Annotated in this window: 11 protein-coding genes; 9 read left to right on the top strand and 2 right to left on the bottom strand. The window is 40.2% G+C overall.

Annotation, left to right across the window (positions count from 1 at the left end):
• The first annotated feature begins 224 nt into the window (after positions 1-224).
• Positions 225-1,211, top strand: a complete 987-nt coding sequence (locus tag JZO85_RS10240) for an aldo/keto reductase family protein (RefSeq protein WP_207108423.1) — start codon at positions 225-227, stop codon at positions 1,209-1,211.
• Positions 1,212-1,333: 122 nt separating this feature from the next.
• Positions 1,334-3,088 carry a 1-deoxy-D-xylulose-5-phosphate synthase gene (locus tag JZO85_RS10235; RefSeq protein WP_207108422.1) on the top strand — a complete coding sequence of 585 codons (1,755 nt, stop codon included), beginning with the start codon at positions 1,334-1,336 and terminating at the stop codon, positions 3,086-3,088.
• Positions 3,089-3,150: 62 nt separating this feature from the next.
• Here the strand turns inward: JZO85_RS10235 and JZO85_RS10230 are convergent, their stop codons facing one another.
• Positions 3,151-4,098, bottom strand: a complete 948-nt coding sequence (locus tag JZO85_RS10230; protein ID WP_207108421.1) for a beta propeller repeat protein — start codon at positions 4,096-4,098, stop codon at positions 3,151-3,153.
• 203 nt (positions 4,099-4,301) lie between these two features.
• On the opposite strand from JZO85_RS10230, the gene JZO85_RS10225 reads away from it, so the two are divergent.
• The 6 genes from JZO85_RS10225 (at position 4,302) to JZO85_RS10200 (ending at position 9,746) form a co-directional block, all read left to right on the top strand.
• A complete protein-coding gene (locus JZO85_RS10225; protein WP_207108420.1) occupies positions 4,302-4,994 on the top strand; it encodes a response regulator transcription factor in 693 nt (230 codons plus the stop codon).
• Positions 4,987-6,288, top strand: a complete 1,302-nt coding sequence (locus tag JZO85_RS10220; protein WP_207108419.1) for a sensor histidine kinase — start codon at positions 4,987-4,989, stop codon at positions 6,286-6,288. The genes JZO85_RS10225 and JZO85_RS10220 overlap by 8 nt, the downstream gene beginning before the upstream one ends.
• Before the next feature lie 356 nt (positions 6,289-6,644).
• On the top strand, positions 6,645-7,562 hold the full coding sequence (locus JZO85_RS10215; protein WP_207108418.1) for an ATP-binding cassette domain-containing protein: 918 nt from the start codon (positions 6,645-6,647) through the stop codon (positions 7,560-7,562).
• Between the two features lie 13 nt (positions 7,563-7,575).
• On the top strand, positions 7,576-8,367 hold the full coding sequence (locus JZO85_RS10210) for an ABC transporter permease (RefSeq protein ID WP_207108417.1): 792 nt from the start codon (positions 7,576-7,578) through the stop codon (positions 8,365-8,367).
• A gap of 84 nt (positions 8,368-8,451) precedes the next feature.
• A complete protein-coding gene (locus tag JZO85_RS10205; RefSeq protein WP_207108416.1) occupies positions 8,452-9,255 on the top strand; it encodes a CPBP family intramembrane glutamic endopeptidase in 804 nt (267 codons plus the stop codon).
• 296 nt (positions 9,256-9,551) lie between these two features.
• Entirely contained in the window at positions 9,552-9,746 is a 195-nt protein-coding gene (locus JZO85_RS10200; RefSeq protein ID WP_207108415.1) for a hypothetical protein, read from the top strand.
• Positions 9,747-9,863: 117 nt separating this feature from the next.
• On the opposite strand, the gene JZO85_RS10195 is transcribed toward JZO85_RS10200, so the two are convergent.
• Positions 9,864-10,100: an AbrB/MazE/SpoVT family DNA-binding domain-containing protein gene (locus JZO85_RS10195; RefSeq protein WP_207108414.1), complete on the bottom strand. Its 237-nt coding sequence runs from the start codon at positions 10,098-10,100 to the stop codon at positions 9,864-9,866.
• A 380-nt stretch (positions 10,101-10,480) separates the two neighbouring features.
• On the opposite strand from JZO85_RS10195, the gene JZO85_RS10190 reads away from it, so the two are divergent.
• Positions 10,481-12,916, top strand: coding sequence for a GH39 family glycosyl hydrolase (locus tag JZO85_RS10190; protein ID WP_207108413.1), 2,436 nt, complete (start codon positions 10,481-10,483; stop codon positions 12,914-12,916).
• Positions 12,917-12,964: the final 48 nt, after the last annotated feature.

Below are 12,964 nucleotides of genomic sequence, written 5' to 3'. Positions count from 1 at the left end.
AATCCCGAAATAGATACACCCCTAAAACAGCATTGAACCCCATCGCCGCAAAAACACTAAAGCGTTCGGGAATCCCAAAATATTGGCTGGGGGCCGCATTGAGGCTAGTAGCTCCTGCGTATAGCGACTCTCAATCAGATTAGTGGAAGAGGGCAAGAGAATTCAACTATTCATACAAAAAACACAGAATTTGATTTGACCTAAACCTGACTTTAGGTGATAAAATGAAAAAAATTATTGGCTGGGGGGCGAGATGGATGAAAAGAGCGGTTGTTTTTATCGTTTTCTTAAGTGTATGTTTTGGCCTTGCTGCTTGCGGTGAAACGACTCAACAGGCTGGTAACGATCCAACCCCAACCACGAAGGCGAAGGAGGGAGAGAAAAAAATGGCAGAAAGAGCATTTAATTTTGAAACGCAAACCGTAATGCTCAATAGCGGGTATGAAATACCTCTAAATGGCATCGGTACTTACAGCTTGCTGGAGGAAGAATGCGAAAATGCGTTAACAGAAGCAATGTCCCGCGGGGTCCGTTTAATTGATACGGCGTTTATGTACCATAATGAGGAAAGTGTGGGAGCGGCTGTTCGGAAATCGGGCATCCCTAGAGATGAGCTATTTGTGACGACAAAGCTGTACCCTAATCAGTTCAATGATCCGGAGGCGGCGATCGATGAAGCGATGAAAAAGCTGGATATTGAGTACATTGATCTGATGCTGCTGCATCATCCGGGGGATGGCGATGTTGCCGCCTATAAGGCGATGGAGCAGGCAGTCAAGCAAGGAAAAATTCGTTCGATCGGATTATCCAATTGGTACATCAAGGAGCTCAAGGAATTCCTGCCGCAGGTCGAAACGACTCCGGCACTCGTGCAAAACGAGATCCATCCGTATTATCAGGATGATGAGGTGATCGAGTACATTCATAGCCTCGGCATCGTCGTTCAGGGCTGGTATCCCCTTGGTGGTCGAGGGCATACTCGTGAATTGCTGGGAGATGAGACGATCGTCAAAATTGCTGAAAAGCACAAAAAGTCTGCGGCACAGGTCATTCTCCGCTGGAATCTGCAAAAAGGAGTGGTCGTCATTCCCGGTTCAAGCAACCCGGATCATATTCAGGAAAATACAGAACTGTATGATTTCGAGCTGACCAAGGAGGAGATGAAGCAAATCAATGCCCTAGACCGCCATGAAAAGCATGATTGGTATTAAAAATTAAAAAATCAATCTGTCGTTCTTTTGATCCAAAGAATTAGAAGGACGAATACCGGAATTTAAAAACGTTTGTTGGAGGTTCCATAGAATGTCCAACGATGAATAGATGGAGGAACACTGTGTTATTAGAAAAAATAAAAAGTCCTAAAGAGTTAAAAGAAATGTCGATAGAAGAGCTGAAAATCCTTGTGAATGAGGCAAGAGAGGCATTGCTCCGAAAGGTCAGCCAGCATGGCGGCCATAATGGACCGAATCTCGGTGTGGTGGAGATGACGATTGCACTGCATTATGTTTTTGATTCACCAAAGGATAAATTTGTATTCGATGTGTCTCATCAAACTTATATCCATAAGATGCTGACGGGAAGAGGGCAGGCCTTCACAGATCCAGCGCACTATGAGGATGTATCAGGCTACACGAACCCGCTGGAAAGTGCCCATGATCTTTTTTCAATTGGCCATACTTCGACCTCGCTTTCACTGGCAAATGGGGTCGCAAAGGCACGCGACTTAAAACAGGAGGACTATAATGTTGTCGCGATCATCGGGGATGGCTCACTATCTGGCGGTCTTGCCTATGAGGGACTCAACAATATTGTCGAACAAGCCACCAATACGATCGTGATCGTGAATGATAATGATCAGTCCATCGCAGAAAATCATGGCGGCCTTTACCAGAACCTCAAAAATCTGAGAGCCTCTAAAGGTGCAGCACAGGATAATTTCTTCAAGGCTTTGGGATTTGAGTATCATTATTTAGATGCCGGAAATGATGTGAAGGAGATGATCGATCTATTTAAGACGGTAAAAGACAGCGATCATCCTGTTGTGCTTCATGTGCATACGATCAAAGGTGCTGGTTTCAAGCTGGCAGAGGAGAATCGTGAAGCCTTCCATGCAGGCGGACCATTTAGTTTAGAAACAGGAGAATATCTTTCAGCGGGAGGAGCTGGGGCAACCTATAACAGTGTGACCGCTGATTTTCTAATGGAAAAAATGGCGGCTGATCCCAAAGTTGTTGCGATAAATGGCGGCACGCCCATGATGCTATTTTCTCAAGAACAACGAAAGAAAATCGGCAAGCAGTTTGTGGATGTTGGGATCGCGGAGGAACATGCGATGACGATGACTGCTGGACTAGCTCAAAATGGTGCAAAGCCGGTCTGGGCAGTATTCTCCACCTTCATGCAGCGAAGCTATGATCAAATTTCGCATGACTTGGCCTTAAATAATCTGCCTGGCACGATATTGGTTTTCAGCGCATCGGTGAATGGCATGAATGACGAGAGCCATTTGGGCATTTTTGATATTCCGTTTTTGAGTCATATTCCGAATATCGTATACTTAGCACCGACAAATAAGGAAGAATATTTAGCTATGCTGGATTGGTCGATCGAACAATCCGATCATCCGGTTGCGATTCGCGTGCCAGTCGGAAAACTAAAGGAAGTCAGAGCGGCGGATACCACCGATTACTCACGCCTTAATAAAAATGAAGTGACACAAACAGGCTCGCAGGTCGCATTATTTGGCTTGGGAAATTTCTACGAGCTGGCAGTTAAGGTCGCTGATAAATTAAGTGAGGCTCACGGTATTAAAGCAACGATTATCAATCCAAAATTCATTTCAGGCTTGGATAAGCAACTACTGGACAGCTTAGAAAAGGAGCATCAGACAGTTGTCACGCTGGAGGATGGTATTTTAGAGGGAGGCTATGGTCAAACAGTGGCAAGCTATCTTGGCGATAGTGAGCTGAAGGTACTCAATTATGGAATAGACAAGCAATTCCACGACCGCTACGACGCGAATGAGCTGCTTATTCAAAATGGCCTCTCGGTCGATAGTATCGTTCAAAGAATTTTATCTACTATTTAAAAAATGTCAAAACAAATAAACGTGTTAGCCAAGAGCGCTAACACGTTTATTTGTTCAACTGGTTAAATCGCTGTGGCTTGGCCTTCGCCTAGATCCTCATCGTTTGGCAGGAGATCACCCGGAATGTCATCTAGAATATCTTGGATGCTGGGAATTTCGTAGCCCTCAGGTTTTTCTTCTGTCCAGGTCTTGCCGCCATCAGTGGAATAAAGTGTTTTTCCATCTTCAGATTGCTTGGTGAGGATTGATTTTACTTTATCCTTGAAGCCTTCAGGTGCTTCATCAGTCCAGGTTTTCCCGCCATCTGTCGAGTATTGGATTTTGCCATCCTTGATTTTCATCGAGACTCCGCCTTCGACTGGGACAGTGAAGCCGTTTTCCAGCCAATCGTCGATCTCCTTCAACGGATCTGACCAGGTTTTTCCACCGTCTTCTGAATATTTCCACTGATTTTCCTTTGGATCAAACTCAGAGACTTTTTTGCCATCCTTGCTTTTCCAAGTTAATTTGCCATTTTTATCGACTTTTACGCCCTCAGGAGCTTCTTCTGTCCAAGTTTTTCCGCCGTCAGAGGAGAATGTCCATTTATCCTCCTCCTGTTTCATGATCACGCCGTTTTCCTTGTCGCTAAAGGGGAATCTGAAGGTGTTCTGATTGGACGTGCTGGTAATACTTTTTGATTTAGAATTCTTGTAGTGGAGGCGCCCATCTTCGTCTTCGTAGATTCCATCGGGCGGCGTTGTTGACCACGAAATTCCTTCATCCGAAGAAAACTCCCATTTCCCATTGTTTCGACGAATTTTCACATCATCCACATTGGTTTTCTGGGTTTGTTTATTGGGAAAGTTCACTTCTGTTTGGCTACTGTTTTTTACCTCTGTGACAGCTTTTCCAATATTATAGGAGACAACGGAAAGTCCGATCAAAAGAGTGAGTGCGAGGACTCTGGCTGTGAAAGGAATAGAACTTAGGAACGTAGAGCGAGAGGATTTGGGTTTTCTGTTGTTCATGTTAACGACCTCATTTCATTTATTGATAATGCTACTATAGGGGGTGAACCTATAATGAAGCTGTAGTATCAACGAAGGAGGGTGAAATTATTTATTTTAGGTAAAGAACAGTTTTATTACTCGTGTTATTTTTGCGATTCAAGCTTCATTAGAGGTTCGTCCTTTATAATTAGGTAGAGTCTAGGTTTTAAGGAGGACGATGAATGAAGCTTTTACTAGTTGAAGATGAGGCGATGTTAGCTGAGGCAACGGCTCAAATATTAAAAAAACAAGGATATTTAGTAGATATAGCAGAAGAAGGCGTTTATGGATTAGATTGTCTTCTTTCAGGTGTCTATGATTTAGCCATTTTAGATATCATGCTTCCAAACAAGGACGGCTTGACGATTTTAAAAGAAGCGCGGGAGGCCGGGATAGAAATTCCAATTCTCATGTTAACAGCAAAAGGAGAGCTGGAGGATCGAGTGGATGGGCTGAACAGCGGGGCAGACGATTATCTATGCAAACCGTTCCAGTATCAGGAATTATTAGCCCGATTAAAGGCCTTAAGCAGACGAAAAGGGTCGTTTAAAATCGATGGGCTTCTTTCCTTTGGGGATTTTGAATTGAATCCGTACAATTTGCGCTTGAAGACCCAGTCCGGCGAACTGAATCTAACAAAAAAAGAGGCCAATATTTTGGAACTCCTAATAGCAAATTATCCGCAGCTGTCCTCGAAGGATCGAATCATCGAAAAGGTCTGGGGCTATGATTCAGAGGCGGAATACAATCATGTAGAGATGCATATGTCGCTTTTGCGAAAGAAGTTGCGGCAAGTGGAGAGTGTGACGCAAATCACGGTTGTGCGGAATCTAGGCTATCGGCTAGATTTTGCGAAGGGTGACGACTATGATTAATCAGTTTAGAAAACGATTGATCGCGATGACGACTGGATTTGTGGCCGTCATTTTAATCATAGCCTTCTCCACAATTTTTATGACTACCTATCTAAACCAAAAGTCAGATACCTATGAAAAATTGAATCAGGCAGAGCAGCTGCGGATCACCGGCGGCAAGGTGACCTTCGATGAAAAGAGCGATGATGCAGTAGAAATCAATCGAATCGTGACCGGCGCAGGCGTCTATTTCAATATGCTGGTAGATAAAACCGGCAAACCGATCATGGTGGATTCAGCCTTAAAGCTGTCCAAAAAGCAGTACAACAAAGCAGCGAAGCATGCTTGGAAGCAGCAAGAGGGCGGCGTGATTAAAATGAATGGGCGAGAATGGCAATACATTGTCGCTCCAGCCATCGCTAATTTTGATTATGGCAGCAATGATCAGGATAAAGAGATCAGGAAGAATGATGAAACGTATCTTATGCGTTTTTTAGACGTCACGGACGCGAAGAAAAGCTTGTCTTCTTTGGCGACCACTTTGGTCATTGTCGGCCTCGGATTAATGCTTCTTTTCTTTTTAGTGATCCTTTTCTTTACTAATCGCGCGATTCGTCCGATGGAGGAGGCCTGGAAAAAGCAAAAGCAGTTTATCGCCGACGCTTCACACGAATTGAAGACACCATTGAGTATCATTTCGACAAATGTCGATGTTCTTTATGCTAGTCAAGAAGAGACCATCAGCGATCAGCTAAAATGGCTGGACAATATCTCCAGCGGAACCAAGCGAATGAATGGGCTGGTAAATAAATTGCTTACGGTCGCAAAAGCCGACAGCAGCTTCGATCAGTTAACTCTTACAAATATTCAATTGGACCAGTTGCTGGCCAATGCGTTGACCAATTACGAAACAAAATTCGAGGAAAAAGGGATTACGGTCAACAAGAAGCTAATGAAATTGACAGCAAAAACCGATGAGATCATGCTGCAGCAGCTCTTTGATCTCTTCATTGATAATGCCAGCAAATATACGAACAAGCATGGCTCATTTGATGTTTTACTAGAAGCAAAAGGACGAGAGTGCGTGATTGTTTTTCGAAACACTGGCGATGGAATCGCGAAAGAGGATCTGCCCAAAATTTTCGATCGTTTCTATCGCACAAACGAGGTTCGTCAAAAATACGAAGGCAGCTATGGCTTGGGCTTATCTATTGCGCAAAACATTGTGGACCAATTAGGTGGAAAAATCGACGTCGAAAGTACAGTGAATGAGGCGACAGAGTTTACGATTCGTCTGCCGTTAAAGAGACTGTAAGAAGGGACCAGCGATCATTGGCAGCTGCCAATAGAAATTTCGGGTTGTTTTATTGTGAGCTGGACGGTGCCGCTTCCAATAAATCGATTGGGCACTCCTTCAAGGCACATGTTCATTAACTATTACGACAATTAAAAGGGAGCAACTGAGAAGGGAAGAAAAGCTTGACCTCAGTTGAAAAAAATTAAATAGAAGAGATTCGATCGGTTGATATGAGGATGACATATCAGCCGATTTTTTATTTTGCTGAGGAATCGCTCCCTAATTCAAGGTTCATTATAGGTTGAGTCGTTATAGTGAGACCACCACATTTCAATGATGTGGGTGAGGAAGGCACAGAGAAGGGGAGTCATAAAATGAAGGCAACGATTTTGAAGACGAATAATTTAACAAAAAAATATTCTGGTAACGCAGGCGTTAAAAATATACATATGACGTTGGAAAAGGGGGATATCTATGGATTTATTGGTCAAAACGGGGCAGGAAAAACCACCCTGTTACGGCTGATCACCTCGTTGATCCATCCAACAAATGGAACGCTTGAGCTTTTTGGAAGCGGCGAAGAGCAGGACCTGATCAACGCGAGAAAAAAAATCGGTGCGATGATCGAAACACCTGCCTTCTTTCCAAAAATGACAGCACGAGAAAATCTGAACTATTATCGCATTCAAAGAGGGATCGCAGACGAAAATGAAATCGAACGGGTTCTGAAATTAGTCAATCTAGATGCGACCGGAAGTAAGAGATTTAATCAGTTTTCCCTTGGAATGAAGCAACGTCTGGGGCTTGCGTTAGCAATCATGGGCGATCCTGAATTATTGATTCTAGATGAGCCGATCAATGGATTAGATCCAACAGGAATGATCGAGTTTCGCGAAATCATTAGTAAGCTAAATCAGGAAAAAAAGATCACCATCTTAATTTCCAGTCATATTCTTTCAGAGTTAACTCAAATAGCCACAAGATATGGCATTATCCATCGCGGAGCACTATTGAAGGAATTTACTAAGGAAGAGCTGAACAAAAATACGCAAGGGTATATCTCTATGAAGGTGAGCAGCGCGGTGAAGGCTGGTGAAATCATTCAGTCAACGATGAGTACGAAGCAGTTTGAGGTTCATTCGACCGAAGAGATTCGACTATTTGATTTCCATAAGGATACGTCCAAGGTGATCGATCTGCTAAGTTCCAATGGGATAAAAATCTATTCGTCAAACGAAATAAAAATAAATTTGGAAGACTATTTCATTAGTGTCATAGATGAAATAGCATGAGGGAGCACAAACGATGGTTAATATAATTAAATCAGATATTTTTCGAATAAAGAAAGGATCAGCGGTCCGCAATGTCTTTCTAGCGGGAATAATCATTATCGTCATTACAGGAGTCAACATGCTGGGTTCCAGCAGCGGTTTCGGAGGTGTCGGTGTTCAATCCACTGCTAGTGCCGCGAGGTCATTACCTGGAAACGGAGCAGAATTCGTTCAGCAGATGCGGGACGACGGGCTATTTCCATTCTTTATTTTAGCCTTCGCTGTGGCGGTGCTGGGTGCTGAATATTCCACCGGAACAATTCGCAACAGCTTGTCCTATTTTGTTGATCGAAGGAATGTCTTTTTTGCGAAATGTGTCACCGGATTTCTATGCTGCTTAACCTACACCATACTATGCTTAGTAGTAAGCTTTGCAGCAGGGACAATTTTGTTTGGATTTGGCGGCTTCAATCTAACCCTTATCACAAGAATTCTGGTCCAGATACTCTTATCTACACCGTTGTATATCGGGATGATCGCTATTGGAAATGGCTTGCTCGTTTTTACCAAGAAAACAAGTATCACCATTACGACCTATTTAATTGGCTTGATTGCTTTTCCGTCCGTCACCTATCAAATCTATCAGCTATTTCCAAAAGCCGAGTGGCTGACGCTTTGCGACCCATTGTCTGCCTTTTCCATGCTATCAAGATTTTGGGAATTTCCTATAATGACTGTAGGGATGGTTCTGCTATTTTGGGTCATCCTAGACGCGCTTTTATTGTTTGCCGGGGCACAGTTGTATGCTGATGCAGACATTGCCTAACAAAAGTGAAACGACCACCTGAAGAGTGAAACACTATGCGCTTTTCAACAAAATAAAAATGAAAACTATCGAAAGGAAACGTTTATGAGAAATACTAAAAAGGCAGTGATCACTTTTCTGATTCTCTGCTTTGCATTGAGCACAATCTTCTATGTACTGATTATCAACTATCAAATAATGAATATGTCATATCTATTGATGTGGTGTCCAGGAATTGCTGCGATCATCGTCAAGCGGCTTTATCATCGTGATGAGAAAATGTTCAATCTAAAAAAAGGGAAATTGAAATACGTGTTATCAGGCATAGAGATTCCACTTTTATATAGTCTTTCGTCCTATGGAATCTATCTAATTATGCGAGGAAATGGTGTTATTACAGGCAATACACTCCGAACCCTTTTAAGTCAGCCGTTAATCCTACTCTTGTATATAGCCATCTTTTTTATTACCGCTTTAGGAGAAGAAATCGGTTGGCGCGGCTTCTTAAATCGTGAAATGTTTGAGCTTTTTGGCTATCGCAAGGGGGCATTTCTCACAGGTTGTATCTGGGCTATCTGGCATCTGCCGCTGATAGTCACTGGCTATGTCTCCAGCATTCCCGTTTGGTATCAGGTTCCGATCTATGTAATCCAATGTATCGCCATGTCCTATCCAATGTCTTATTTAAGCCTCAAATCAAAAAGCGTATGGCCCGCTGCAGTGTTCCATTTTGCACACAATTTCGTCATTCAAATTCTATTAGACCAATCCATCGGTGGTCAAAACAAACCGTACTTAGTAGGCGAGACAGGAATACTAACGATCGCGATTATTTTGATTGTTTGCTACTTCTATGCAAAGAAACCACTTGATTCGCTGGAAGAGAGTCGGGCGTTTGAAAATAGATAGATTCAGTCTTAAAAAAAGTGAGGGCTGTGGGGATTTTTGACAATCTCTACAGCCTCTTTTCGCTACATTATCAATATTCAAAGAAGCGTCAAAAATAGTATAAAGAAAAAATAAAAAAGCGAACGAACAGATTTCTTTAATAATTTAAAGAAATCTGTTCGTTTACTTTAATTTTGTAAAGTATTTTTTGGAAAGACCTTTGAATTGGTTATGCTTCCCATTCGGAACGATGGTAATGAGAAAATATATGAAGATAAAATTGCGTATCTTATTTTTAAACAGAGGGGGAATAAAATATGTATTTTAAAAATAGCTTTGGTAAAATTTATTTAGAAAACGGGAAGTTATATGTCGACACAGAAGTTTGCACAATCACTGTCGATCCAAAGGACGATGACACACGAGAAAAATTCTTGAAAGAGGAGTTTGACTCTCAAGTGGAGAGGCTTCAAATGGCAGAAATGGTTTTACCGCCAAAAAATAAGTTTTAAATCAAAGACTCAACAACAATGAATCGATCTTTCTGCCCAAGACAGAGAATGAATCAGGTCCTGGCTAGGAGGATCGTTTTATTTTGATTAGTACAAAACAGTTAAGGCATTCATAACTCATAAATCAACTAAATCCTTATAGGTCTCATGGTGTTCTTGTATAGACTGATTCATTAGAAAATCGATTTTCGAATCATCATGGGTATTTATTTTAGTGATCGCTTCTTTCAATTTATCCTCATCAAGGAATACGGTCTCTCCAATAGTTAGATTATTCTTAGCCAAAAAATCTTTTGATACGGAGATCATAACGGAATTTCCAACCAAGCGAAGTTTTCTTTTTTTACTATCCATAGGAATAACTCCTTTCCCTCTTTATCTAAAGTATACATCGTTGGTACAAATTGTTGAGTGAGAATGTGGAACCCGCTTAAAAAAATCGCCTTGTCGAAAGAAACGTCAAAATAGTATATAACACAAATAAAAAAGCGAACGAACAAATTTCTTTAATGATTTAAAGAAATCTGATCGTTTACTTTAATTTTATAAAGTATTTTTCGAAAAGACCTGTGGATCGATTGATTTTTCCATGTTTCCATTTCTTCTTTTTTCGATTCATAACGATAAAAACGAGAAAAATCTGTCCAAATAAATATGCTATACTTTTGTTTGAAAGGGTTTTAACGATTCATGGGTAAAGTATTGACGTATCGCGGATAAAGGAGATTGAACAGATGAAATATACGGATCCTTGGAATATGATGCAAATTAGATTAGTCCAAAAAAATGAAAAGGTGCATTATTACGATAGCAATGTTCACATTATTTATGTTCTTGTCGGTGAAGTCGAAATAGCATATGACACCCATACAGTCTCCTTGAAAAAGGATGATTTTATGTTGCTATCCCGGTCTATTCCTCATGATTTATCAATCAATGCTTCCTCAAAAGTATTTGAACTCTCGTTTAACTATTCTGTAGTTGATGAGATTGAAGATAATAATTATGATCTGATATTTTCTGGAAACTCAGTGTCAGAAGGTTCTTTAGTAGATACTGAAATAAAATCGGAAATCAATGGGTTGATCGAATCATACATATTTAAAGAAAAGAGCAAGGTGTCGAGTGTATTGAAGCAATATTTCTCTTTACTTGAACTACTCGAAGATAATTATATTCATCGTAGTAAATTAACTACTGCAAAAACAATGGCAAAGAAAGTAATAGAATTGAAGAGTTTTCTGGATAATAATTTTGATCAAGACATCCGTATTTCTGAAATAGCCGACAAAATGTACGTTTCTCAACATTACCTTTCCAGAAGCTTTACAAAACAGTTTGGAAAATCAATGACAGAGTATCTAATTGAAAAAAGATTAGAAAAAGTGAGGATTGATTTATTAGAAACAGAAAAGTCTATTACAGATATTGCTTTTGCTGCTGGATTTAACAATATCAACTCATTCAATCGGCTGTTTAAAAAATATCAAGGACTCACACCTAGTGAGTATAGAAGTGAAGTTAAAGCAAATGTAAAATTGGCTTCCAAAAAAAATCTGCAGGAAGAAGACCTAACCTATTTAAAAGCTTATTTTGGGAAAGAAAAGAAGCACTTAATTGAAGAAAATCTTTTATTGAATAATGGACTATCAGAAAAAAATGATTTGGATAAGTCGTTGATTAATCTCGGTTATGCTGAGGATATCCTCATGTCTGGGTATTACCAACAGCTAGAAAAGGTATCTGATAGTAATTTTTTTGATTACGGAAGATTATGGGGCTTATTAAGTAACAGTGTTTTTCCAAAAATAGAAGGCAGGTATGATTTCACTAAAGTAGATATGATCTTGTCTTCGATCATTGATGCGGGGATGATTCCCTTTATTGAACTAGGATTTAAAGGAAAGACAATTTATAAGACGCATGGTGAGCCGATTATCCATACACCGTATACTCTCTATTCGAATACGATTGAAGATATCCTTGAAAGATGCACGGTTTTCTTTGAGCATTGTAAGAACAAGTATGGAGAAACCGCATTAGACAAATGGATAGTAGAAATATGGAAGCCGAGCGAAATCGTGGTAAAAACGAATAGTTTATCTGATTTGATGAAAATCAGATCCGAAAATAAAGTGATCGATATTTCAAATACTGAGGGGTACTTGTGGTTTTTCAAGAAGGTCTACAATGAGATTAAAGCGGTCAATTCCAAAATAATGATTGGCGGATGCGGGTTAAGTTTAGATCTCGAAAAGGAAGATATAGAAAATTTTCTGTTAAGCTGGCAAAAAATGGGCACCTATCCGGATTATTTTAGCCTTTCCTTATTTCATATGGACGAGATTACTCATTCACTTTATACAGGAAAAAGATCCAACCCCATTTCCCCAGATACGGAATATATGATCAACAGTGTAAAAGAGTTCAAAAAGATACTGTACAAATTTAAGAGCGATCTTCCTTTGCTTATTACAGAATTCAATGTCACAATTTTGAATCGGCACATCATAAATGATACGGCGTTTAAAATGACCTACATTATAAAAAATATTCTTGATGTAAAGAAAGAAGTATATATGATGGGCTATTGGCTATTGTCAGATATATCGGTTACTTCATATGATACGAATGAACAGGAAATTTTTGGAGGAGCAGGCATACTTACAAAAACAGGGATTCCAAAATCTGCTTATTACGCGTTTGATTTTCTAGACCGTTTATTTTCAGAGGTGATCTATAAGGATAAAGAGGTGTGTTTTACTAAAAAAAATGACCATCATTTTTCTGGTTTATTCTATTTCTATAATCACCTAAATGCGACCTATTATTACAATAGCGAGGGAGACTTCCATGAAAAAAATATTTACTCGATTTTCAAAAGTAAGAAAAAAAAGAGATGGGATTTAAAAATTGAAAATGTCGAACCTGGATACTATACGATTCTATCCTTTAAGATGGGGAGAGATCATGGCAGCTTGCTGGAGAGGATCGTTGAGCTAGGGGAAAATAAGGAGCTTTCTAAAGAAGAGATCGATTTTCTTTGGCATAGATCAAGGCCTGATCTTACTAAGAGCATTGTCGAAGCTCAAAATCGCATACTGAGCTTTTCTGTTGAACTAGAATCACATGAGGCCTTATTGGTTGATTTTCGTCGAAACCAGACATAACTGTTGAATGCAGTTGTGTCTTTTTTTACGCATATTGTACATTTGAAA

This window comes from Candidatus Enterococcus murrayae, assembly GCF_017315985.1.
GTDB lineage: Bacteria > Bacillota > Bacilli > Lactobacillales > Enterococcaceae > Enterococcus_A > Enterococcus_A murrayae.
The sequence above is the reverse complement of the archived record's forward strand: the minus strand, read 5'-3'. Positions and strand labels throughout refer to the sequence as shown.